Source organism: Streptomyces sp. A18 (assembly GCF_059026065.1).
Genome location: NZ_JBWLKL010000002.1, coordinates 1 through 22,824 on the forward strand (window position 1 = coordinate 1; position 22,824 = coordinate 22,824).

Annotated in this window: 19 protein-coding genes and 1 pseudogene; 6 read left to right on the plus strand and 14 right to left on the minus strand. The window is 71.3% G+C overall.

Annotated features, from left to right (window positions below; all coding sequences use genetic code 11):
• Positions 1–512 precede the first annotated feature (512 nt).
• Positions 513–1,523, plus strand: coding sequence for a tryptophan--tRNA ligase (gene trpS / locus AC5P1C_RS02765; protein WP_493864036.1), 1,011 nt, complete (start codon positions 513–515; stop codon positions 1,521–1,523).
• Between the two features lie 138 nt (positions 1,524–1,661).
• Here trpS and proC read toward each other — a convergent pair whose 3' ends face one another.
• The 5 genes and pseudogenes from proC to AC5P1C_RS02790 all read right to left on the minus strand — a co-directional run bounded on the left by proC (position 1,662) and on the right by AC5P1C_RS02790 (position 5,530).
• Entirely contained in the window at positions 1,662–2,474 is an 813-nt protein-coding gene (gene proC, locus AC5P1C_RS02770) for a pyrroline-5-carboxylate reductase (protein WP_493864037.1), read from the minus strand.
• An 89-nt stretch (positions 2,475–2,563) separates the two neighbouring features.
• Positions 2,564–3,301 carry an ABC transporter permease gene (locus AC5P1C_RS02775; protein WP_493864038.1) on the minus strand — a complete coding sequence of 246 codons (738 nt, stop codon included), beginning with the start codon at positions 3,299–3,301 and terminating at the stop codon, positions 2,564–2,566.
• Positions 3,298–4,146 carry an ABC transporter ATP-binding protein gene (locus tag AC5P1C_RS02780; protein ID WP_493864039.1) on the minus strand — a complete coding sequence of 283 codons (849 nt, stop codon included), beginning with the start codon at positions 4,144–4,146 and terminating at the stop codon, positions 3,298–3,300. Before AC5P1C_RS02780 ends, AC5P1C_RS02775 begins: the two co-directional genes overlap by 4 nt.
• Positions 4,147–4,260: 114 nt before the next feature.
• Positions 4,261–4,898, minus strand: a pseudogene (locus AC5P1C_RS02785) (class I SAM-dependent methyltransferase); the annotation flags it as partial.
• A gap of 101 nt (positions 4,899–4,999) precedes the next feature.
• Complete coding sequence (locus AC5P1C_RS02790; protein ID WP_493864040.1) at positions 5,000–5,530, minus strand: EamA/RhaT family transporter; 531 nt, start codon at positions 5,528–5,530, stop codon at positions 5,000–5,002.
• Between the two features lie 199 nt (positions 5,531–5,729).
• Between AC5P1C_RS02790 and AC5P1C_RS02795 the strand changes: the two genes are divergently transcribed.
• On the plus strand, positions 5,730–7,976 hold the full coding sequence (locus AC5P1C_RS02795) for a protein kinase domain-containing protein (protein WP_493864041.1): 2,247 nt from the start codon (positions 5,730–5,732) through the stop codon (positions 7,974–7,976).
• A 106-nt stretch (positions 7,977–8,082) separates the two neighbouring features.
• On the opposite strand, the gene AC5P1C_RS02800 is transcribed toward AC5P1C_RS02795, so the two are convergent.
• From AC5P1C_RS02800 to AC5P1C_RS02820, 5 genes are all read right to left on the minus strand, one after another.
• Entirely contained in the window at positions 8,083–8,376 is a 294-nt protein-coding gene (locus AC5P1C_RS02800) for an SH3 domain-containing protein (RefSeq protein WP_493864042.1), read from the minus strand.
• Between the two features lie 262 nt (positions 8,377–8,638).
• Complete coding sequence (ilvD, locus tag AC5P1C_RS02805; protein ID WP_493864043.1) at positions 8,639–10,492, minus strand: dihydroxy-acid dehydratase; 1,854 nt, start codon at positions 10,490–10,492, stop codon at positions 8,639–8,641.
• Positions 10,493–10,635: 143 nt separating this feature from the next.
• Positions 10,636–11,265, minus strand: coding sequence for a TetR/AcrR family transcriptional regulator (locus AC5P1C_RS02810; protein WP_493864044.1), 630 nt, complete (start codon positions 11,263–11,265; stop codon positions 10,636–10,638).
• Positions 11,262–12,086: a sugar phosphate isomerase/epimerase family protein gene (locus AC5P1C_RS02815; RefSeq protein ID WP_493864045.1), complete on the minus strand. Its 825-nt coding sequence runs from the start codon at positions 12,084–12,086 to the stop codon at positions 11,262–11,264. Before AC5P1C_RS02815 ends, AC5P1C_RS02810 begins: the two co-directional genes overlap by 4 nt.
• 85 nt (positions 12,087–12,171) lie before the next feature.
• Complete coding sequence (locus tag AC5P1C_RS02820; RefSeq protein WP_493864046.1) at positions 12,172–13,131, minus strand: Ppx/GppA family phosphatase; 960 nt, start codon at positions 13,129–13,131, stop codon at positions 12,172–12,174.
• A gap of 71 nt (positions 13,132–13,202) precedes the next feature.
• Here AC5P1C_RS02820 and AC5P1C_RS02825 point away from each other — a divergent pair, with 71 nt between their 5' ends.
• The gene (locus tag AC5P1C_RS02825; protein ID WP_493864047.1) at positions 13,203–14,063 is read left to right on the plus strand and encodes a DUF3109 family protein; all 861 of its coding nucleotides are present in this window, start codon (positions 13,203–13,205) and stop codon (positions 14,061–14,063) included.
• 141 nt (positions 14,064–14,204) lie between these two features.
• Here the strand turns inward: AC5P1C_RS02825 and AC5P1C_RS02830 are convergent, their stop codons facing one another.
• The gene (locus tag AC5P1C_RS02830) at positions 14,205–15,929 is read right to left on the minus strand and encodes a BACON domain-containing protein (RefSeq protein ID WP_493864048.1); all 1,725 of its coding nucleotides are present in this window, start codon (positions 15,927–15,929) and stop codon (positions 14,205–14,207) included.
• A gap of 199 nt (positions 15,930–16,128) precedes the next feature.
• Here AC5P1C_RS02830 and radA point away from each other — a divergent pair, with 199 nt between their 5' ends.
• Together radA and disA are read left to right on the plus strand one after the other, a co-directional pair.
• On the plus strand, positions 16,129–17,538 hold the full coding sequence (gene radA / locus AC5P1C_RS02835; RefSeq protein ID WP_493864049.1) for a DNA repair protein RadA: 1,410 nt from the start codon (positions 16,129–16,131) through the stop codon (positions 17,536–17,538).
• A 79-nt stretch (positions 17,539–17,617) separates the two neighbouring features.
• The gene (gene disA / locus AC5P1C_RS02840) at positions 17,618–18,742 is read left to right on the plus strand and encodes a DNA integrity scanning diadenylate cyclase DisA (RefSeq protein ID WP_493864050.1); all 1,125 of its coding nucleotides are present in this window, start codon (positions 17,618–17,620) and stop codon (positions 18,740–18,742) included.
• Positions 18,743–18,809: 67 nt separating this feature from the next.
• On the opposite strand, the gene AC5P1C_RS02845 is transcribed toward disA, so the two are convergent.
• The gene (locus AC5P1C_RS02845) at positions 18,810–19,622 is read right to left on the minus strand and encodes a hypothetical protein (protein WP_493864051.1); all 813 of its coding nucleotides are present in this window, start codon (positions 19,620–19,622) and stop codon (positions 18,810–18,812) included.
• 195 nt (positions 19,623–19,817) lie between these two features.
• Between AC5P1C_RS02845 and AC5P1C_RS02850 the strand changes: the two genes are divergently transcribed.
• Complete coding sequence (locus AC5P1C_RS02850; RefSeq protein ID WP_493864052.1) at positions 19,818–20,471, plus strand: phosphatase PAP2 family protein; 654 nt, start codon at positions 19,818–19,820, stop codon at positions 20,469–20,471.
• A gap of 64 nt (positions 20,472–20,535) precedes the next feature.
• On the opposite strand, the gene AC5P1C_RS02855 is transcribed toward AC5P1C_RS02850, so the two are convergent.
• Both AC5P1C_RS02855 and AC5P1C_RS02860 read right to left on the minus strand, forming a co-directional pair.
• Positions 20,536–21,189 carry a response regulator transcription factor gene (locus tag AC5P1C_RS02855; RefSeq protein ID WP_493864053.1) on the minus strand — a complete coding sequence of 218 codons (654 nt, stop codon included), beginning with the start codon at positions 21,187–21,189 and terminating at the stop codon, positions 20,536–20,538.
• The gene (locus tag AC5P1C_RS02860; protein WP_493864054.1) at positions 21,186–22,769 is read right to left on the minus strand and encodes a sensor histidine kinase; all 1,584 of its coding nucleotides are present in this window, start codon (positions 22,767–22,769) and stop codon (positions 21,186–21,188) included. The genes AC5P1C_RS02855 and AC5P1C_RS02860 overlap by 4 nt, the downstream gene beginning before the upstream one ends.
• Positions 22,770–22,824: the final 55 nt, after the last annotated feature.

Genomic DNA, 22,824 nt, shown 5'->3' on the forward strand with positions numbered 1-22,824 from the left:
CCGACTCTACCAGATCCTTTCGGGCCTGATTCCCAGTCAGCGGGCTTTGTCTTCCCGGCTGTTGGGCCGTTCCGACGAGTGAGACATTAGCGGAATCCTGGCTCCCGACCTAATCGGGGGCGTCCTTTCGAACGCGGATTCCTCATTTCGCAAACACGCATGAAAACGAGCAGACGACGCGTCATCGAAGAGACACGACATCGATCGCTTGAATGGTCTTGCGGAATGGCTGCCCGGGGACCGACCAAGGGTCGACGCTCACGTCGGGCAACTCGGAGAACACTACGTACGCGGTCTGAGCGTGTCAACCCAGGTACACAGCGGCCTCTGAGGGCTACTGTAGGAGGCGTGACCAAGCATGCGCACACCCAGCTGTGGTGGGCCGCCTGACGGGCGGCCGTACACACGCATGTACTCAACGGCTGCCGACTCGGCGGCCGTTTCTCGTTTCTCCCCCTGGAGGATCCGGAGCCCGGTCGGCGGGCCGGCGGTCCTGATCAAGAGGCGGAGAGATGACGAGGATCTTCAGCGGGATCAAGCCGACGGGGCATCTGACCCTGGGGAACTACCTGGGCGCCGTGCGTCAGTGGGCAGAGGTTGATCAGCACCGCGCCGAGTCGTTGTTCAGCATCGTCGACCTGCACGCCCTGACCGTGGACCACGATCCAGGCCGGGTGCGCAGGCTCAGTCGGCAGGCGGCGACGCTGCTGCTCGCGTCGGGGATCGATCCCGAGCGGGCCACCGTGTTCGTACAGAGTCATGTGGACGAGCACGCCCGGCTCTCGTACCTGCTCGAGTGCGTCGCGACGGACGGCGAGATGCGGCGGATGATCCAGTACAAGGAGAAGTCCGCGCTGGAGCGGGCCCACGGCGGGAGCGTGCGGCTGTCGCTGCTCACCTATCCCGTGCTGATGGCCGCGGACATCCTGGCGTACGGGGCGGACGAGGTGCCGGTCGGTGACGACCAGGTGCAGCACGTCGAGCTCACCCGTGATCTGGCGGTGCGGTTCAACCAGCGGTACGGACATACGTTCGTGGTGCCACGGGCCACGTATCCCAAGGTGGCCGCCAGGGTCATGGATCTGCAGGACCCGACGTCGAAGATGGGGAAGTCCGGCGATGCCGGGGCCGGGATCGTCTATCTGCTCGACGAGCCGGACGTCGTGCGGAAGAAGATCCTGCGCGCCGTCACGGACAGCGGGAGCGAGGTCGAGTACGACCGTGAGGCCAAGCCGGGGATCGCCAACCTGCTGGAGATCCTGGCGTCCTGTACGGGTGGGAACCCCGAGGACTTGAGCGGTGTATATGAGTCGTACGGGTCTTTGAAGAAGGACACCGCCGACGCCGTGGTGGAGATGCTGAGGCCCGTGCAGGAGAAGCACAAGGAGCTGGTCGCTGATCCCGCGTATGTAGAGGAGGTGTTGCGGCGGGGGGCTGAGCGGGCCAGGGCGATGTCCAGGCCGACGGTGGACACCGCCTATCGCGCGATCGGCCTGCTGCCGCCGGTAAAGAACGAGGTGTAGTAGCGGCGTGCCGCTCTCCGGGGCGTGCGGGGGCCGCATTGGGGTGCGGCCCGTGCGCGCCCCGGCGCCCCTGCCCCGGTCCCCGGTCGGGCGGGCGGTCGGGCGGTCGGGCGGGCGGTCGGGCGGGCGGTCGGGCAGTCAGTTGTTGTTGCCGGAGGCCAGTTCGCGGCTGCGGTCGCGGGCGGCTTCGAGGGCGGCGATGAGGGCTGCTCGTACGCCGTGGTTCTCGAGCTCGCGGATGGCGTTGATGGTGGTGCCGGCAGGGGAGGTGACGTTCTCGCGGAGCTTGACCGGGTGTTCGCCGCTGTCGCGGAGCATCACGGCGGCGCCGATCGCGGCCTGGACGATGAGGTCGTGGGCCTTGTCCCGGGGCAGGCCCAGGAGGATGCCCGCGTCGGTCATGGCCTCGACCAGATAGTAGAAGTACGCCGGGCCCGAGCCGGAGAGGGCGGTGCAGGCGTCCTGCTGGGTCTCGGGGACGCGGAGGGTCTTGCCGACGGCGCCGAAGATCTCCTCGGTGTGGGCGAGGTGCGCGGCGGTGGCGTGGCTGCCGGCGGAGATGACGGACATGCCTTCGTCCACGAGGACGGGGGTGTTGGGCATGACACGGACGACGGGGGTGCTGTCGGCGAGGCGCTCTTCGATGAAGGAGGTGGTGATACCGGCGGCGGCGCTGATGACCAGGCGGTCGGGGGCGACGTGCGGGGCGAGTTCGTCGAGGAGGCGGCCCATGTCCTGCGGCTTGACGGCGAGGATGAGGGTGTCTGCCTGCTTGGCTGCCTCGGCGTTGCTGACGGGGTCGACGCCGTAGCGGGTGCGGAGCTCCGCGGCGCGCTCGGACCGTCGGGTGGTGACCAGGAGATCGGCGGGGGCCCAGCCGGCCCGGATCATTCCGCTGAGGAGGGCTTCGCCGATCTTGCCGGTGCCGAGGACTGCGACGGGCTGGGGCATGTGTGGGTCACCCTCCAGGTGCGGGTCAGCGCTTCGGCTCGGAGCGGGTCAGCGCTTCAGCTTGGTGGGGTCATCCTCGCATTGGTGGGTCAGGCCGTGCGGCGGCGGAGGGTGGCGGCGCCCAGGGCGAGGACGATTACGGCGCAGCCCGCGACGACGACGGCGTCGCGGACGAAGTCGCCGGTGACGGAGGGGTGGCGCAGGACTTCGTTCATGCCGTCCACGGCATACGACATAGGGAGGACGTTGGAGATCACTTCGAGGACGGGCTGCATCTTGTCGCGCGGGGTGAACAGGCCGCAGAGGAGGAGCTGGGGGAAGATCACGGCCGGCATGAACTGGACGGCCTGGAATTCGGAGGCGGCGAAGGCGGAGACGAAGAGGCCGAGGGCCGTGCCGAGCAGGGCGTCGAGGAGGGCGACCATGAGCAGCAGCCAGGCGGAGCCGGTGACGTCGAGGCCGAGGGCCCACAGGGCGAGGCCGGTGGCGAGGACCGACTGGATGACGGCGAGGAATCCGAAGGCGAGGGCGTAGCCCGCGATGAGGTCGCCCTTGGCCAGGGGCATCGAGAGGAGGCGTTCGAGGGTGCCCGAAGTGCGTTCACGGAGGGTGGCGATGGAGGTCACCAGGAACATCGTGATGAGGGGGAAGATGCCGAGGAGAGAGGCACCGATGGAGTCGAAGGTCGCCGGGCTGCCGTCGAACACGTAGCGCAGGAGCAACAGCATCACGCAGGGGACGAGCAGCATCAGCGCGATGGAGCGGGGGTCGTGGCGGAGCTGCCGCAGGACACGGGCCGCGGTGGCGAGGGTGCGGTAGGTGTTCATCGGGGGCTCCTGGTGGAGGCGTTGCTGCTGGTGGAAGTAGTGCTGCCGGTGGGGGTGGTGCTGCCGGTGGGGGTGGTGGGGTCGTGCTGGGCGGCGACTGCCTCGTCGACCAGGTGGAGGAAGGCCGCTTCGACGGTTTCGGAGGCTGTGCGGGTGCGGAGGGCCTCCGGGGTGTCGTCGGCGAGGAGCTCGCCTTCGCGCATGAGGAGGAGGCGGTGGCAGCGTTCGGCCTCGTCCATGACGTGCGAGGAGACGAGGATCGTGGTGGCGCGGTCGGCGGCGATGGAGTGGAAGAGGTTCCACAGGTCGCGGCGGAGTACGGGGTCGAGGCCGACGGTGGGTTCGTCGAGCACGAGGAGTTCCGGGGCGCCCAGGAGGGCCACGGCGAGGGAGACGCGGCTGCGCTGGCCTCCGGAGAGGTTGCCCGCGAGGGCGTCGGCGTGGGTCGTCAGGTCGACGTCGTCGATGGCACGGGTGACGTGGTCGCGGCGGCGCTGGGCGGCGGGGCCGCGGCCGGGGTCCAGGACTGCGGCGAAGTAGTCCAGGTTCTGGCGGACGGTCAGGTCGTCGTAGACGGATGGGTCCTGGGTGACGTAGCCGATGCGGGAGCGGAGGCTGGGCGCGCCGGCCGGCTGGTCGAGGACCTTCAGGGCGCCGGTGACCTTGGCCTGGGTGCCGACCACTGCGCGCATGAGGGTGGATTTGCCGCAGCCCGAAGGGCCCAGGAGGCCGGTGATCTGGCCCTTCGGGACGGTGAAGTCCAGGCCGCGGAGGACTGTGCGGGGGCCTCGGACGACGGTCAGGGACCTCGCCTCGATGGCGGGCCGTTCCTCGATATTCATCATGTGATGATTATGGCGCTCCGGACGCCGGGAGCGTCAAGTCATGGCCCAGTGACGGCCCAGTGATGGCCCCCGTTTTCGGTGCCGTGACTGGGCCATGACTGGGCCATGAATGAGCTATGACAGGGCCAGGAGGAGGTCGACGACGTAGCTCTCCTCGACTATTCCGTCCGGGAAGGTCTTCAGGAGTTCCTCGCGCTCCTCCGCTTGGAAGGCGGCCGTGCGGTCCTCGCCGAGGACCAGGAAGGCGGAGTGGCTGCCGACGTTGGCGAGCCGGTCGGAGTCGAGGGGGATCCGGCGGCTCCAGCGGACCCGGTCCCTGCGGAAGTCCAGGGCCTTGGTCAGCTCGCTCGCGCGGTCCGCGGTGTGCCGCGCCTTGTCGTCGTACCCCAGGCAGCGGGCGATGCGCGCGCCCTGCGCGGCGAGCCACGGGACGGCGTGGTCCGCGCTGTTCCACCACAGGGCCAGTGCGCCGCCGGGGCGCAGTATGCGGATGGCCTCCGGGACGGAGCGTTCCTGGTCGGTCCAGTGCCAGGTCTGGGCGTACGTGATGAAGTCGGCCGAGCCGTCCGCAAAGGGCAGGTGGTCGCCGTCGGCCCGCACGAGGGGCACGTCCGGCAGCCCGCGGCGGAACTCGCGCCCCACGCCGTCGCCCGGCTCCACCGCGACGACGTCGGCACCGCGGGCGGCGAGGAGCGCGGTCGCGAGCCCGTGCCCGCCCCGACGTCGAGCACGCGGGCCCCGGCGAGGGGCCGGGTGCCAGGGCACGTCCCCCCCGTCGGCCACCCCCGTCGGCCACCTTGTTCGGCCACCTCACCGGTCGCCTCACCGGTCGCCTCGTCGGTCGCCTCGTCTGTCAGGCCTTCCTCTTCTTCTTGCGGGACGGGTTGCCCGTGCGCCGTGACGTTCGCTTCGCGTACTGCTCGCGGGCCGCCTCGTACTCCTCGCGGTGGAGGTTCTCGCCGGGGGCCTCGGTGAGGGAGCGGAAGAAATGGGCGAGCAGGACGCCGACGAAGCCGATCGTCATGAGGCCGCGCATCGACGACTGGGACGCGGGGTCGTGGCGGCGGGTGAACCCCTCCCACGTACGGCGGAAGGCGATCGCGCTGCAGATCGAGAACATGATGAGGACAAGGAAGTTCACGAAAGTCCCCACCTCCGCGATCGCCATGCCCTCGTACGCGAACCGCAGTACGAAGCAGCCTGCCGCCGCCGCGAGCAGCGAGCCCGCGGCGACGCCCACGCGGCGCGCGCCGTAGCCGTTGTCGTGGGCGACCCAGGTCGTGCCGAAGAAGCGGATGGGCTCGGGCTGCGGACCGGGGGCTGTCACGGGGGCTGTCACGGGGGCCGTGTCCGTGCCGTCGGGGGTGCTGGAATCTGCGCTCACCTATCGAGTATCGCCCGCGGTCCCCGCCGTCCGGGCGCAGGGCGGACCGGGGCGGTGCGGGCGCGCCCTATTCGTCCCCCGCCTTGCCCTGCCCTACCACCCGGCGGCTAGTTTGTGCGGCAGGACAGATAAATGGGCCCATGCGAAAACTGGTGCACGCGGGACTGCTGGTGCACGCGCGACTGGAGGTCGGAGAAGAGTGTCGCTCCGCGGAGGTGACCCAGCTGAGATCGGCGGCTACCCGCTGGAGGCGCGGCTCGGCTCCGGCGGCATGGGCACGGTCTTTCTGGCGCGTACGGCCTCGGGGCGTCCCGTGGCGATCAAGCTGATCCACCAACAGTTCGCGGGGGACGAGGAGTTCCGCATCCGCTTCCGGCAGGAGGTGGTGGCGGCGCGGCGGGTGAGCGGCGCGTTCACCGCCGCCGTGGTCGACGCCGACCCGGAGGCCGAGCACCCGTGGATGGCGACGGCCTACATAGAGGGCCACACGCTCGCCCAGCGCATCGCCAAGCAGGGCCCGCTGGCCGGCGCGGAGCTGCGCACGCTCGCCATCGGTCTGACGGAGGCGCTGCGCGACATCCACCGCGCGGGCGTCGTGCACCGCGACCTGAAGCCCTCGAACGTCGTACTCTCGCCCGAGGGCCCGCGCGTCATCGACTTCGGCATCTCGCGCGCCGCGGACCAGCAGACGCTGACGATGACGGGGCGCGTCATCGGTACGCCGCCCTTCATGTCGCCGGAGCAGTTGCAGGCGCCGCGCGGGGTCGGGCCGCGGTCCGACGTCTTCTCGCTGGGTACGTTGCTGGTGTACGCGGCGACCGGGCAGGGGCCCTTCGACGCGGACAGCCCGTACATGACGGCGTATCAAGTGGTGCACGAGGCCCCGGAGTTGGCTGCCGTCCCGGCCGCCCTGCGCGCGGTGGTCGAGCCGTGCCTCGCCAAGGACCCGGACGCGCGGCCCTCGGCGGACCAGCTGCTGGAGCAGCTGCGGGACCTGCCGGGCGAGTTGGGGCAGGCCGCGGGAGTGCCGGGCAGTCGTACGCGGGACACGGATACGCAGCATCACCGGTCCTCGGAGGCAGCCACCAAGAGCAGCGTCAGTACCAGTACCAGTGCCGGTATCGCAGGGGGCGGGGAAGCGCCCACCGGCCGTCGCCCGCGTCGCCGTTGGCGCCCCGTGCTCGCCGCTGCCGTCGCAGTGGCCGCGCTCGGCGGCGGGATCGCGGCGCTCCAGCTCGGCTCGTCCGGCGGCTCGTCCCCCGACGGCGGGGACGGTGACGGCAAGGACCGCACGGTCGCGGCCGCCGAAGCACCCCTGCCCAGCGGCTACCGGCCGTGGCGCACCACCGTGCCGAACGACAAGGGCATCCCGGACGAGGTGCGCTGCGTGCCACGCGGGGACGCGTTGTTCTGCGGTGGCGGCGGGGTCCTCGCGACGCGGCTGCGGATCTCCGACGGCAAGGAGATCTGGAAGGTGAAGAGCCCCGGCGTGCCGATGCAGGGCATGCACATCGTGGGTGCCACGGACGACACCGTCCTCGGCTACCGCATCCCGCCGGAGGCCGCTTCGTCCGACGAGCCCGTCAAGCTGGTGGCGTTGGACGCCAGGACCAGCAAGGAGCTGTGGTCCCGGCCGATCAGCGGCCAGTCCCAGATCTTCACCGGGCGGTCGCAGGACGCGGTCATCTCCGGCTCGACCGTCCTGTCGGTCGACCCGGGCCGTACGCGGGTCGAGGCCAGGGACGTACACAGCGGACGCACGCTGTGGACGACGCCGTTCCCCGCGGGCTCGGAGTGCACGCCGGTCCCGGCGGGGCAGCGTATGTACGCGATGTGCGCGCCGACCGCCCAGGTCGCGAACATCGAGGTGCGGAATCCCGTCCTGCGCACGGTCGACCTCGCGTCGGGGACGTTCGGCAAGGGGATCGCGGTCGCGGGGCCCGTGCACCCGGTGGGTGGCGCAGACGGCAGGCTCGTACTCCTTCACCAGCGCATGAACGGGCCCGAGTTCCTCGGGTACGACAAGGTGCTGCGGGTCGAGCCGGGCAGCGGTCGCGTCTCGTCCCGACCGCTCGAGAAGGTGTACGGCGCGACGCCGGGCTTGGCGAACGGCACCGTCTACTTCGCCGAGCAGACCGGGCGGATCAGTGCCGTGGATCCCGGGAGCGGTCGGCAGAAGTGGTCCCGGCAGACGGGCGTGGAAGGGGCCTCCGGGCCGACGGCGAGCGGCGGCGGCACGCTGTACTTCAGCTCGGCCAGTGGGCGCGTGGTCGCGCTTTCGCCTCAGGGCAAGACGCTGTGGACCACCGATCCGCGGGCCGATGGTCTGGCCGGTGAGGTGAACGCGAGTCCGCGGGTCGCCGTTTCGGGGCGTGTGGTGGTCGTGGCGGCGGCCAAGAACACCGTGTTCTCGTTCGACGCGACGAAGCCGCCCAAGTCCGGGTGACCGGGCGATCCTGGGCGGCTTTCCCTGCCTTTGGCCTGCCTCTTGCCTGCCTCGTGCGTTCGGTGGATCAGCGGCGGATCAGCGGCAGCCGTGGTTCGGCAGCGATTCAGCAGCGGGGTGCCACGTACCCGTCGCTGCCCGTGCGGACGTACGTGTCCGACACATAGCGCCCGCTGCCGATGCGGTCCCAGAGCTTGGATGTGCCCGTCGGGCCCGTGATCTTCTCGCCCGGCTTCTGGCAGTGGATCGTCACTCGGGTTCCTGCCGAGAGGCGGCCCACCTTGCCGTACGACGTACCCGGGCCGGAGCGGACGTTGACGTCCGCGACGATCGGGTACGTCTTTGCCGCCGCGGCTTCGATCTCCTCCGCGGATTCTGGCGCTATGACGTTCTCGCTCATGCTTCTCTCCCCCGTGAAGCGGCGGCTCGTGGCCGTGGCCCGGTGGCCGCCGTCGGCATGTTCGTCACTGGGTGGACGCGTGGGCGGGGTGGTGTGGTTGCGAGGGATGGGGTTCTTTCCCGACTTCCCCCGACTTTCTCCGACCCCCTTGAGAACACGTCAGCCCGGCCTGGAGTCATCCAGGCCGGGCTGACGGTGGAAAGCAGGTCGTGGAAAGCAGGTCGTGGAAAGCAGGCCGCGGAAAGCAGGCCGCGGCAGGCGGCTAGCCCAGCTTCGACACATCCCGCACCGCGCCGCGGTCCGCGCTCGTGGCCATCGCCGCATAGGCCCGCAGTGCCGCCGAGACCTTGCGTTCCCGGGACTTGGGGGCGTAGACGCCGCCGAGTGCCTCGCGGCGGGCAGCCAGTTCCGCTTCCGGGACCAGAAGTTCGATGCCGCGGTTGGGGATGTCGATGCGGATGCGGTCGCCGTCCTCGACCAGGGCGATCGTGCCGCCGGACGCCGCCTCGGGCGACGCGTGGCCGATCGAGAGGCCCGACGTGCCGCCGGAGAAGCGGCCGTCCGTGACCAGGGCGCAGGTCTTGCCGAGGCCGCGGCCCTTGAGGAAGGAGGTCGGGTGGAGCATCTCCTGCATACCGGGGCCGCCCTTGGGGCCCTCGTAGCGGATGACGACCACATCACCCGGCCGCACCTGCTTGTTGAGGATCTTCTCGACGGCCTCTTCCTGCGATTCGCAGACCACGGCCGGACCCTCGAACGTCCAGATCGACTCGTCGACGCCCGCCGTCTTCACGACGCATCCGTCCACCGCCAGGTTGCCCTTCAGGACCGCGAGGCCGCCGTCCTTCGAGTACGCGTGGGCCACGTCCCTGATGCAGCCGCCCGCGGCGTCCGTGTCCAGGGTGTCCCAACGCTCCGACTGGGAGAAGGCCTTGGCGGAGGGCTTGCAGCCCGGAGCCGCGTGCCACATCTCCACGGCCTCGGCGGAGGGCGAACCGCCGCGCACGTCCCAGGTGTCCAGCCAGTCCTTGATGGACTTGGAGTGGACCGAGCCCACGTCCTCGTGGAGCAGGCCCCCGCGGTACAGCTCACCGAGGATCGCGGGGATGCCGCCCGCGCGGTGCACGTCCTCCATGTAGTACGTGCCGCCGGGCGCCACGTTCGGGGCGACCTTGGACAGGCAGGGGACGCGGCGCGAGACGGCGTCCATGTCGGCCAGGCCGTAGTCGAGCTCGGCCTCCTGCGCCGCGGCGAGCAGGTGCAGGATCGTGTTCGTGGAGCCGCCCATGGAGATGTCGAGCGCCATGGCGTTGTCGAAGGCGGCGCGGGTGGCGATGGAGCGCGGCAGGACCGACGCGTCGTCGTCCCCGTAGTAGCGCTTGGTGATCTCGACGACCGTCTCGCCCGCCTTCTCGTACAGGGCCTTGCGGCCCGTGTGCGTGGCGAGCATCGAGCCGTTGCCGGGGAGCGAGAGGCCGAGGGCTTCGGTCAGGCAGTTCATGGAGTTGGCCGTGAACATGCCGGAGCAGGAGCCGCAGGTCGGACAGGCGTTCTCCTCGATACGGAGCATGTCCGCGTCCGAGATGTTCTCGTCGACCGCGTCGCTGATCGCGTTGACCAGGTCGAGTTTCCGGACCGTGCCGTCGACCAGCGTGGTCTTGCCGGCCTCCATCGGGCCGCCGGAGACGAAGACCGTCGGGATGTTGAGGCGCAGGGCCGCGTTCAGCATGCCGGGGGTGATCTTGTCGCAGTTGGAGATGCAGATCAGGGCGTCGGCGCAGTGCGCCTCCACCATGTACTCCACCGAGTCCGCGATCAGGTCGCGGGACGGCAGCGAGTACAGCATGCCGCCGTGGCCCATCGCGATGCCGTCGTCCACCGCGATCGTGTTGAACTCGCGCGGGATGCCGCCCGCCGCCGTGACCGCCTCGGAGACGATCCGGCCGACCGGCTGCAGGTGGGTGTGGCCCGGCACGAACTCGGTGAACGAGTTGGCGACGGCGATGATCGGCTTACGCCCGATGTCCGCGCCGGGTACACCGGAGGCACGCATAAGGGCGCGTGCGCCGGCCATGTTTCGGCCGTGGGTGACTGTGCGGGACCTGAGCTCGGGCATCGTCGCTCGCTCCTTCAGGGATCTCAGAGGACGTAGAGACATAAGACTCGACTGTTCTCGAGCGTACGCCGCCGCTCCACGATCTGGACAGGGTGTCCGAATGGCGGACCAGCCGTCTCGGTGAGCGACCGCCCGCCCCACCGTCACGGCCCCGTCAGATGCCCCTGCACCACCGGCGCGATCCGCGCGATGATCGCCTCCGGATCCGCGGAAGCCAGCGGCTCCACCTGGATCACGTACCGCAGCATCGCCGTCCCCACCAGCTGCGCGGCCGCGAGCTCCGCCCGCAGCTCCGCGTCCGGCTGGTCGATCCGGCTCGCCATCCTGCCGAGCAGCTGCGTCGCGATGAGGCGGCGGAAGACGGCCGCCGCCGTTTCGTTGTTCACCGCCGAGCGCACGATGGCGAGCAGCGGTACGCGCGTCGCGGGGTTCTCCCAGACGCCGAAGATGAAGCGGGTCAGCCGCTCGCCGACCCCGTCGAGCGGGCCGTCCTCGATGGCCGCCGGCGCGTCGAGGGCGGGCGCGAAGGCCACCTCGATCGCCGAGGCGAAGACCTGGTCCTTCGTGCCGAAGTAGTGGTGCACGAGCGCCGAGTCCACCCCGGCGGCCTTGGCGATCCCGCGCACGGACGTCTTCTCGTACCCACGGGCGGAGAACTCGGCGCGGGCCGCCTCCAGGATGCGGTCCCGCAGCGCCGGGCCCTCGGCCGACTGCGTACGAGACGGGCGCCCCCTGCGGCGCGGAGCCGCGCCGCCCGCTGCCGGAGCCGTCACGAGCGGGGCACCTTCACCGCGGACGCCAGATGCAGTCGCGTATAGGCGAGGGCCTCGGCGAGGTCGGCCTCGCGTTCGGCGCTGGACATCGCGCGGCGCGTATTGACCTCGATGACGACGTGCCCGTCGAAGCCGTTCGTCGCGAGGCGCTCAAGGAGCTCGGCGCACGGCTGTGTGCCGCGGCCCGGCACCAGGTGCTCGTCCTTGGCGGAGCCGTTGCCGTCGGCGAGGTGGACGTGGCCGAGGCGGTCGCCCATGCGGTCGATCATCTGCATCGCGTCCGTGCGGGCGGTCGCGGTGTGGCTGAGGTCGACCGTGAAGTGGCGGTAGTCGTCCTTGGTGACGTCCCAGTCGGGGGCGTAGGCGAGCATCTCGCGGTCGCGGTAGCGCCACGGGTACATGTTCTCGACGGCGAATCGGACGTCCGTCTCGTCCGCCATCCGCCAGATGCCCTCCACGAAGGCGTTCGCGTATCCCCGCTGCCAGCGGAAGGGCGGATGCACGACGACGGTCGACGCGCCCAGCTTCTCGGCGGCGGCCTGCGCGCGCTGGAGCTTCACCCAGGGGTCCGTGGACCACACGCGCTGCGTGATCAGGAGACACGGCGCGTGGACGGCGAGTACGGGGATCTGGTGGTAGTCGCTGAGCCTGCGCAGGGCCTCGATGTCCTGGCTGACGGGGTCGGTCCACACCATGACCTCGACGCCGTCGTAGCCCAGGCGCGCGGCGATCTCGAAGGCCGTCGCCGTCGACTCCGGATAGACCGAGGCCGTCGACAGGGCGACCTTCGCATCCGGGATGCGCACCACTGGTTCTGCCACGAGGGACAGCGTACGGGCCCCGGCTGGGCGCGGGGGAGGTGGTCCAGGTGGTCTCCCGCACACCCGAGTCGTAGGTGACGTACGTCTACGCACCGTCGTCGGTGGTGGTGACCTGGGTCGCCGGAAGGTGGTCGAGCCTGCGCAGGATCACGCCCTCGCGCAGCGCCCATGGACAGATCTCAAGCGTCTCGACCCCGAAGAGATCCATCGCACCCTCGGCGACGAGAGCCCCCGCGAGCAGCTGCCCGGCCCGCCCCTCGGAGACCCCCGGCAGCTCCGCGCGCTCCATGGCCGTCATCGCGGCCAGCTGCGGGACCCAGTCCTCCAGGGACTTCCGCTTCAGCTCACGCTGTACGTAGAGGCCCTCGGCGGAGCGCGCGGCGCCCGCGAGCCTGGCCAGCTGCTTGAACGTCTTCGACGTTGCCACGACGTGGTCCGGGGCGCCGAAGCGGCTGAACTCACCCACCGTGCGGGCGATCTGGGCGCGCGCGTGCCGCCGCAGCGCCTTCACGTCGGCGGGGTCCGGCGGGTCGCCGGTCAGCCAGGCCGAGGTGAGACGTCCTGCGCCGAGGGGCAGGCTGACCGCGGCGTCCGGTTCCTCGTCGATGCCGTACGCGATCTCGAGCGAGCCCCCGCCGATGTCGATGACCAGGAGCTTTCCCGCCGACCAGCCGAACCAGCGGCGGGCCGCGAGGAAGGTGAGGCGGGCCTCCTCGGCGCCGGTGAGGACCTGGAGGTCGACGCCGGTCTCCTCCTTGACCCGGGCGAGGACCTGATCGGCGTTGCTCGCCTCGCGGACCGCGGAGGTCGCGAACGGCAGCAGATCCTCCACGCCCTTGTCCTCGGCGGCCTCCATCGCGTCGCGGACCGTGCCGACCAGGCGGTCGACGCCTTCGGGGCCGATCGCCCCGGCCTCGTCGAGGAGTTGAGCAAGGCGCAGGTCGGCCTTGTGCGAATACGCGGGCAGCGGGCGCGCGCCGGGGTGGGCGTCCACCACCAGCAGATGCACCGTGTTCGAACCTACGTCGAGGACACCGAGTCTCATATACGGAACGCTACTGCGCGTATGACGGTCACTGGTCCTCGGACCGGGCACAGCGCGCATACCCTGGAGACGTGCCAAAGACGAAAAAGGCGAAGACCGACAAAACGAACTCAAAGAAGAAGTCGGGGAAGCCGGAGAAGCCGGAGAAGGTGCGCCCGGGGAAGGTCCCGGGGAAGGCGCAGCCGGACGAGAAGGGCCTCGACTTCGCCCGTGCCTGGGTGGAGTTCCCGGACCCCGCGGACGACGAGCAGGTCTTCCGCTGCGATCTGACATGGCTGACCTCTCGGTGGAGCTGCATCTTCGGCAGTGGCTGCCAGGGCATCGCGGCGGGCCGGGCGGACGACGGCTGTTGCACGCTCGGCGCGCACTTCTCCGACGAGGACGACGAGAAGCGGGTCGCCGAGTCCGTGGCGCGGCTCACGCCGGACATCTGGCAGCACCACGACATCGGCACGGAGACGGGCTGGGTCTCGACGGACGACGACGGCGAACGCCAGACGCGTCCGTACAACGGCTCCTGCATCTTCCAGAACCGCCCCGGTTTCGCCGGGGGCGCCGGGTGCTCGCTGCACATCCTGGCGCTGAAGGAGGGGCGTGAGCCGCTGGAGACGAAGCCGGACGTGTGCTGGCAGCTGCCGGTCCGGCGGACGTACGAGTGGATCGAGCGGCCCGACGACACGCGGATCCTCCAGGTGTCCATCGGCGAGTACGACCGGCGGGGCTGGGGCCCCGGGGGTCACGATCTGCACTGGTGGTGCACGTCGGCGACGTCGGCGCACGGTGCGGGTGACCCTGTCTACGTCTCCTACCGTCCCGAGCTGACGGAGCTGATGGGCAAGGAGGGGTACGACCGGCTTGCGGAGCTGTGCGAGGAGCGACTGGCGTCGCAGCTGCCCTTGCTTGCACCGCATCCGGCGGATCCTTCTCGGTAGACAGGTTCTGTCCCCGACCCCGCCCCTTCCCGGCTGCATCTATTGGCGGCTCCGCCGCGCAGGGGGCTCGGCCCCCAGGCCGAGCGGCCCGCGGCGGAGCCGCACATGTCACAGCCGGGAAGGGGCGGGGTCGGGGAAGAACTAGCCCTCGCTCGGGCTCGGGTTGCCGGTGTCGCTCGGCGGGGGCGTCGAGTTCCCCGGGTCCGACGGAGTGGGCGTCGGGTCCGGTGAGGTCGGCGTCGGGTCCGGTTCCGATGGCGTCGGCGTCGGCGTCGGCGTCGGATCCGGAGTCGTAGGCGTCGGCCTCGGCTTCGGGGGTGTCGGCGTGGGCCTCGGGCCAGGATGCGTCGGGCGCCCCGCCCCGCTCCCGTACCCGTCGATCGAGACGATCGCCCCCGCGGGTGCGATGGAGACCCGTGCGCTCCAGTGGCCCGCCGGCTCCCGCTCACGGTCGACGTACACCCGGATCGTGGACGTCTCCCCCGGCGCGAGCGTCCCGGAGGATCGGCTCAGGTAGAGCCAGGACGCCCCCGTGCTCGCCGACCAGTGGACCGGCTCGCCCCCCGACGCGGCGAGCGTGATCAGCGTCGTCCCCCCGCTCGGCCGCGCCTCGACGGTGAGGCGACCGGCGCCGGTCCCCGAGCGTGACGGCGGCGATCCGGCGCTGATGACCTCCACGGAGACGTCCGGCGAGCGGCTGCCCGCCGTGAAGCGGGGATCGGGCGGTGTGTGGGCGTTGCCCGCGTTCTCGTAGTCCTCGCGCCTGCGGTCGCCGTTGGCCCCGTCGGGCTCGGCCTCGCTCGCGCTGACCGAGCGGCCGTCCTGGCCCTCACCGGTCAGCGGGGCCCCTCGATACGCCGCCCAGAGGGCGAGGACCGGCGCGGCCACCACGGTGGCGACGACCGTCGTCGTCACGGCACGCGCGCGCATGCGGTCGCGGCGGGCCGCGTGGTCCTTGGGGTCCATCGGGAATCCGCGCCGGTCGAAGCGCGGGCCGCCGCCCCGCGCGCGCGGGACGTGCGCCATCGCCACGTGCACGGCGGCCCGCGGGGCCTCGATGACGGGCAGCGCGGCCGAGGAGGCCGCAGTGCCGGGCCAGGCGCCGGATCCGGCGCGCTCGGCGGTGCGGCGGCAGCGCGGGCAGTCGTCCACGTGCCGGACGAGCTCGCGGCGCAGGGCCGTGCCCAGGAGGAGCTGGTTGTCGCCGGTGAGGCGGGCGACGATCGGGCAGGTGCCGGTCTCCACGACGGCGAGCGCGGCCCGCGTGCGCTCCACCTCGCACGCGGCGGACGCCAGGAGGTCGCGGGTCTTCACGATGTCCATGCCGATGACCGCGGCGACTTCCTTGGGGGCGAGCTGGTGGCGTACGGCGAGCTCCAGGGCCTCACGCTGCTCGGGCGTGGTTCCCGCGGCCTCCGGCCAGGCCAGCTGGGCGAGTTCACGGCGCCGCTGCCGGTCGGCCGCGTCCGGCACAGGGGCGGGCCCGGTGGACTCCGCCTCCTTCGGGACGCGGGAGGCCGATCCGGAGGCGTGCGCGCCCTGCCGCTTGCGCTTGGCGTCTGCGAGGGCGCGCAGGCAGACCCAGCGGGCGAGGGCGTATAGCCAGGGCTTCAGTTCGGCGTCGCCTGCTGCCGGGCCGCGGGAACCTCGGCGCTCGGCGATGGCGAGCACGTCGCCCAGGGCGGCGGTCGCGGCGTCGTGATCGCAGAGCACGGACAGGCAGTACGTGAACAGGCCGTCCAGACAAGGCTCATAGCGTGCGGGCGGCGCCTGCGGCACCGAGCGGGGCACAACGCGCTGGCGCGCGTCACGATGCGCCCGGTGTGCGCCGGTTGCTTGCGTGGGGGATTCCGGCCTGCTGCTCATCACCCGTGCGAAGTTAGGCGGATGATGCCGGGTCTCTCCTCCCCCTTGAGCACATTTAATCCTTACGGGTGAACAGATCCCTCAAAAGGGGACAGGAACCCATGATTCCGTGACCCGCGCCCGCGCCCGAAACGGTTCGCCTCGCGCTCGCCTCATGCGCCGTCGGTCGTTGTCAGTGCCGCCCGCTACGGTTCGGTCCATGGCCACCCGTACGAAGTCCGGTAAAGACCGGCCGTCCTACCGCTGCACCGAGTGCGGCTGGCAGACGGCCAAGTGGCTCGGCCGCTGCCCCGAGTGCCAGGCCTGGGGGACGGTCGAGGAGTACGGCGCACCCGCTGTCCGCACCACCGCCCCCGGCCGTGTCACCTCCTCCGCCCTGCCCATCGGCGAGGTCGACGGCCGCCAGGCCACCGCACGCTCCACGGGAGTGCCCGAGTTCGACCGCGTCCTGGGCGGCGGTCTGGTCCCCGGCGCCGTGGCGCTGCTCGCGGGCGAGCCGGGCGTCGGCAAGTCGACGCTGCTCCTGGACGTCGCGGCGAAGTCGGCGAGCGACGAGCACCGCACCCTCTATGTCACCGGCGAGGAGTCGGCGAGCCAGGTCCGCCTGCGCGCCGACCGCATCAAGGCGATCGACGACCACCTCTATCTCGCGGCGGAGACCGATCTCGCCGCCGTGCTGGGCCACTTGGACGCGGTGAAGCCGTCCCTCCTGATCCTCGACTCGGTCCAGACGATCGCGTCCCCGGAGATCGACGGGGCGCCGGGCGGCATGGCCCAGGTCCGCGAGGTGGCGGGCGCCCTGATCCGCGCCTCCAAGGAGCGCGCCATGTCCACGCTCCTGGTCGGCCACGTCACCAAGGACGGCGCGATCGCGGGCCCCCGCCTCCTGGAGCACCTCGTGGACGTCGTCCTGTCCTTCGAGGGCGACCGCCACGCCCGCCTCCGTCTCGTCCGGGGCGTCAAGAACCGTTACGGGACGACGGACGAGGTCGGCTGCTTCGAGCTGCACGACGAGGGCATCACCGGCCTCGCCGACCCCAGCGGCCTCTTCCTCACCCGCCGCACGGAGGCCGTCCCCGGCACCTGCCTGACGGTCACGCTCGAGGGCCGCCGCCCCCTGGTGGCCGAGGTCCAGGCGCTCACCGTCGACTCCCAGATCCCCTCCCCCCGGCGCACCACGTCCGGCCTGGAGACCTCCCGCGTCTCGATGATGCTGGCCGTCCTGGAGCAGCGGGGCCGCATCACGGCGCTCGGCAAGCGCGACATCTACAGCGCGACGGTCGGCGGCGTGAAGCTCTCCGAGCCGGCCGCCGACCTCGCGATCGCCCTCGCCCTGGCCAGCGCGGCGAGCGACACCCCGCTGCCGAAAAATCTCGTCGCGATCGGCGAAGTCGGCCTTGCGGGCGAGGTCAGACGGGTCACGGGAGTCCAGCGCAGGCTGGCCGAAGCGCACCGTCTGGGCTTCACTCACGCCCTCGTCCCGTCCGACCCGGGCAAGGTCCCTCCCGGTATGAAGGTCACCGAAGTCGCCGACATGGGCGACGCGCTGCGAGTCCTTCCGAGGTCGCGTCGCAGAGAGGCCCCACGGGAGGACGAAGAGCGCCGGTAGACTTTGCCCTGGTCTCGCCCATCCGTACGAAGCAGTCGTACGGACCGGGGCTTGGACAACCCGCGACCCGAGGAGTGCAGTGGCAGCCAACGACCGGGCGTCAGCTCCCGGCAAGCCCGGCGGAAGCTCCGGTGCCGAAGGGCTGATGCGCGCCTCCCTGAGCGCGGTCGCGCCCGGCACGGGCCTGCGCGACGGACTCGAGCGCATCCTCCGCGGCAACACCGGAGGGCTCATCGTCCTCGGCTGGGACAAGACCGTCGAATCGATGTGTACGGGCGGATTCATCCTGGACGTCGAGTTCACGGCGACCCGGCTGCGCGAGCTCTGCAAGCTCGACGGCGGCATCGTCGTCGACAAGGACATCACCAAGATCCTGCGGGCGGGCGTGCAGCTCGTCCCCGACCCGACGATCCCCACCGAGGAGACGGGCACCCGGCACCGCACCGCGGACCGCGTGTCCAAGCAGGTGGCCTTCCCCATCGTCTCCGTCTCCCAGTCCATGCGCCTCATCGCGCTCTACGTGGACGGGCAGCGCAAGGTCCTCGAGGACTCGGCGGCGATCCTGTCCCGCGCGAACCAGGCCCTGGCCACCCTTGAGCGGTACAAGCTGCGCCTCGACGAGGTGGCGGGCACCCTGTCCGCCCTGGAGATCGAGGACCTGGTGACGGTCCGGGACGTGACGGCGGTCGCCCAGCGCCTCGAGATGGTGCGCCGCATCGCCACGGAGATCGCCGAGTACGTGGTGGAACTGGGCACGGACGGCCGCCTTCTCGCCCTCCAGCTGGACGAGTTGATCGCGGGCGTCGAGCCCGAGCGCGAGCTGGTCGTCCGGGACTACGTGCCCGAGCCGACCGCCAAGCGCTCCCGCACGGTCGAAGAGGCGCTCTTCGAGCTGGACGCCCTGAGCCATGCGGAGCTGCTCGAACTGCCCATTGTGGCACGGGCGTTGGGTTACACCGGCTCCCCCGAGGCGCTGGACTCCGCGGTCTCCCCGCGGGGCTTCCGCCTCCTGGCGAAGGTGCCGCGACTGCCCGGCGCGATCATCGACCGGCTCGTCGAGCACTTCGGGGGGCTGCAGAAGCTTCTCGCCGCGAGCGTCGATGATTTGCAGACTGTGGATGGAGTGGGTGAAGCGCGCGCCCGCAGCGTCCGCGAGGGACTCTCTCGGCTCGCCGAGTCGTCGATTCTGGAGCGGTACGTCTAGAGGGTGCGGGTGAGTGGGTGGTTGGTCTCCCGCCCACCCAGCGGCACTCGCTGCCCCGAAGCCCCGATCAGCCCTCTTCGAGCACGAACGACGTCTTCACCGAACCCAGCCCGGACGACTTGGCCTCGACGAGATACGTACCGGGCTCCGCACTCCCCGCCGAAGGCGACGCGCACTTCGGCTCGCTCTCCCTGCGGTCCCACTCGACGGTGTGCGTGACCCGTCCCTCGCCCGGCACCCGGAGCAACAGGCTCCCGCTGCCCGCGGGGCAGTCCGCCGAGGACCAGATCTCCTTGTCGCCGTCGGCCCGAGTGATCGTCAGGACCGTTTTCTTGCCGCCGAGATCCACCTTGCAGGCCTTGCCCGCGCTGTTCTGGGCGACGAGTTCGAATTTCGGCTTCTCGTCGATGTCGTACCGGTTGTGGATGCTCCGCAGCTTCAACTTCACGTCGCCGCTCACGCAGTTGGGCAGGCTCGACCCCGCGGGCAGCTGCCCGCCCGCACCGCCGCCGCCCTTGGCGCCGTCGTCCGAACCGCTGCCGTCACCGCCGCCGGAGTCACCCGAGCCGTCGGACCCCCCGGAGTCACCGGAGCCGCCGCCCGAGCCGCCGGAGCCGGAGTCGCCCTCGTCGCCCGACTCGTCGCGCCCGCCCGGCTTTTCACTGATGGCGGGCCCGGACCCGGAGGGTCCTGGCGTGATGGACGTGGCGGGGCCGGAGCCCGAAGGCCCGTCGGCACCGTTCTTCTGGCCTCCACCCCCGAGGGTGAGCACCCACACGACAAGGAGCGCCATCAGTCCGATCAAGGACAGCAGAATGGCCCTCCGACGCCAGTAGATGGTGGAGGGAAGCGGCCCGACCGGATTGCGCAGAGATCCCACGGCCCAAACCTTACGAGAGATCCGCGCCTTGTCCTGCCCCACCCGCCGCCCTGAGCAACAAAGTTTGCGGATCATCATCTCGGAACGACAGGCTCCGCTTCCAGCATCCGTCCTTACCCCTGTCTTTCGTCAGGGGTTGTGACGGGTCGATCGCCGGATGTGACGATTCGGCCCCACTCCGTACCGTCCGTAATCATGGACACCATGGACGACGATCTCTATCGCGATGTCACCGACTTCGCCCACGACACCCCTACCTGGTTCCAGCACCTCGCCGAGGTGTGGACGGAGCTCGGCCTGCTGCTCTTCGGCGTGCTCTTCGTAGTCGCCTGGTGGAAGGCGCGGCACGGCGACCCCCGCGCCCTCGCGATAGCCGTTCTCGCGCCCCTCGTCACGGCGGTGGCGTATGTGTGCAGCGAGGCGCTCAAGTCCGCGGTCGACGAGGAGCGTCCGTGCCGGGCGGTCGCCGGTGCGGTCACCTCCATCGTCGAGTGCCCGGCGTACGGCGACTGGTCCTTCCCCAGCAACCACTCGACGATCGCGGGCGCCGCGGCCGTCGGCCTCGCGCTCGCCTGGCCCCGGATCGCCGCGCTGACGCTGCCGATGGCCGTGCTCATGGCGTTCTCGCGGGTCTTCGTGGGCGTGCACTATCCGCATGACGTGCTGGTGGGCCTGCTCCTCGGCGCCGCGCTCGCCTTCCTCCTCGTACGTCTGGCAACTCGCCCCGTGGCGCGGGTCGGCGAGGCGATGCGGGGTTCGTCGACGGGGGTCGTCAGGTGGTTCGCGGGTCCGGGCGCCCCGACCGGGCACGAGACATCGCACCGACGGCCCGCGACGCACCGCCGCTGATACGCACCGCCGCTGATACGCAGTGCCGCTGACTCATTGCCGCTGACGAGTCGCCCCTGAGGCGTCAGAGCCGCACGAGTCCCGCCTCATGGGCGACGATCGCCGCCTGAACGCGGTTCTTGACCCCGAGCCGGTCGAGGACCGCGCTCACGTACGCCTTGACCGTGCCTTCGACCAGATGGAGCCGGGCCGCGATCTCCGGGTTGGAGAGCCCCTCCCCGACGAGCCCGAGCACTTCGCGCTCGCGCGGGGTGAGGGCCGCGGTCCTGGCGCTGGCCTCTGCGCCGCGGACCGTGCGCTGTGCGCCGTATCCCTCGATGACGTGGCGGGCCACCTTGGGCGAGAGGAAGGCGGCGCCCGCGGCCACCGCGCGTACGCCCGCGATGAGTTCGTGCGGGTCGCCGGACTTCAGGAGGAAGCCGGTGGCCCCGCCGCCCAGCGCCCGCGCGACGTACGCGTCCTCCGAGAAGGTCGTCAGCATCGCGACCGCGGTGCCGGGCATCGTCCGTACGATCTCCTCGCCCGCGGCCAGGCCGTCGAGCCCCGGCATGCGGATGTCGAGGAGCGCGACGTCGGGCCGGTGCGCCTGGGCGAGCGCGACGGCCTCCCGGCCGTCACCCGCCTCCGCGACGACCTCGATGTCCTCGCCCGCGCCGAGGATCGCGCGGACGCCCGCGCGGATCATCGCCTCGTCGTCCGCCAGCAGTACCCGGATCACCGCACACCCTCCTCATCGCGCTCCCGCACTTCGTCACCGCTCCCCGCCTTGGGGATCACACTCTTCTCCACGACGATCCCGCCCTTGAAACAGACCCTGAAGTGCTCGACGGTGACGAAGAGTTCACCGCTGGCGCGGTAGTAGCGGCAGTCCGCGCCTTCGGGGGCCGGGGTCGGGGCGCGCTCCTCGGGTGGGTCGGAAGCGGTCAGGCCGGGCAGTGACCGCTCGGCGTCCGCCTGGGCCTGACCGACCGCCAGCCGGTCGAAGTCGGCGGGCTTCAGGACGGCGTGCGACCTGGAGTACGCGTACCAGGCGAAGGCGCCGCCCACCAGGAGCACCCCGGTGGCCACGGCGGCTCCGAAGGCCAGGGCCGTCCGCCGTCGCGCGTACGCGATGCCGGGTACGGGGGGCTCCGGGCGTGGCTCCGGGGCGCCGTCCGCGGGGAGCCGCGCGACGACCCGGAAGCCGTCGCCGTGCGGCCCGGCTTCGAAGGTGCCGCCGAGGTCCTCGACCCTGGCCCGCAGTGCGAGGAGGCCGGATCCCGCGCCGGAACCCGCGCCGGATCCCGAACCGGAACCCGAACCGGGCTCCGCGGGGGCCCCGTTGGTGACGACGACAGCCGCCGCGCTCCGTTCGACGGTGACGGGGGCGCCGGGGGCGTGCTTGGCGGCGTTGGTCAGGGCTTCCTGGACGACCCGGTACAGGACGCTCGCGTCCGCCTCCCTCGTCCCGATCAATTCCGTACGCTCCCCCTCACCCCCCACGACGTACCGGACCGCGAGCCCGGACCGGGCGGCCCGCTCGACCAGGGCGCGCACGCCTTCGCCCGCGGGAGCAAGGGGCGCGACCTCATCCCCGTCTTCCCTCAGCAGCCCGATGATCTCGTGCAGCCGATCCGTGGCATCCGATGCGGCGATGCGCAGGTCGGCGACGGCGCCGCGGTGCCGTGCCGGCAGATCGGCGGCGACCTGGAGGGCGCCGGCGCGCACCGCGATGAGGCTCAGTTCATGCCCGAGCGAGTCGTGCATGTCCTGGGCGATGCGGGCCCGCTCCCGCAGCCGGGCCCGGTCGGCGACGATGCGCTGCTCGCGCTCCAGTTGGGCCACGCGGGTCCAGCCGGCGGCGGTGAGTTCGCGGCCCTGGCGGAGGTAGCGGCCGGCGAGCCACGGGAAGACGGCGCCGAAGAGCAGCGTGCCCATGAGCACGAGCCACTCCACGACGGGGTCGACGCCGCGTACGAGGATCTTGGCGGTGCCTGCCAGGGCGACACCGGCGAAGACGATCAGCGCGGGCCGGGTACGAGGGGCCCTGCGCCCCATGAGCAGCGCGAAGACGGCGAGGGCGGGCCCGTAGGAGAGCGTGAACAGGGAGGGCGCGGTGGCGAGCCCCAGCGCGGCCGCCACGGCGAAGCCCGCCGGGGGCCACCGCCGCCAGATCACGGCGGCGCCGCCCAACACCCCGACCCCGGCCGCCTGCAGCCACACCGGGCGCGACTCCCCCACCCCGACCTGGCCCACGGCCAACGCGGCCAGACCCAACGCACCCCAGAGGAGGGCATCGCCCCAACATCCGCTTCTCACCCCCCGAAGCTACTTCCTGGCCCCTGGGCCCCACCCCTGCCGATCGTCAGGTCCT

Excerpts from the sequence above, each read along its gene's own strand:
- trpS (WP_493864036.1), top strand. The coding sequence starts at position 513 with ATGACGAGGATCTTCAGCGGGATCAAGCCGACGGGGCATCTGACCCTG.
- proC (WP_493864037.1), bottom strand. The coding sequence starts at position 2,474 with ATGCCCCAGCCCGTCGCAGTCCTCGGCACCGGCAAGATCGGCGAAGCC.
- AC5P1C_RS02775 (WP_493864038.1), bottom strand. The coding sequence starts at position 3,301 with ATGAACACCTACCGCACCCTCGCCACCGCGGCCCGTGTCCTGCGGCAG.
- AC5P1C_RS02780 (WP_493864039.1), bottom strand. The coding sequence starts at position 4,146 with ATGATGAATATCGAGGAACGGCCCGCCATCGAGGCGAGGTCCCTGACC.
- AC5P1C_RS02800 (WP_493864042.1), bottom strand. The coding sequence starts at position 8,376 with ATGAGCGAGAACGTCATAGCGCCAGAATCCGCGGAGGAGATCGAAGCC.
- ilvD (WP_493864043.1), bottom strand. The coding sequence starts at position 10,492 with ATGCCCGAGCTCAGGTCCCGCACAGTCACCCACGGCCGAAACATGGCC.
- AC5P1C_RS02820 (WP_493864046.1), bottom strand. The coding sequence starts at position 13,131 with ATGAGACTCGGTGTCCTCGACGTAGGTTCGAACACGGTGCATCTGCTG.
- AC5P1C_RS02830 (WP_493864048.1), bottom strand. The coding sequence starts at position 15,929 with ATGAGCAGCAGGCCGGAATCCCCCACGCAAGCAACCGGCGCACACCGG.
- radA (WP_493864049.1), top strand. The coding sequence starts at position 16,129 with ATGGCCACCCGTACGAAGTCCGGTAAAGACCGGCCGTCCTACCGCTGC.
- AC5P1C_RS02850 (WP_493864052.1), top strand. The coding sequence starts at position 19,818 with ATGGACACCATGGACGACGATCTCTATCGCGATGTCACCGACTTCGCC.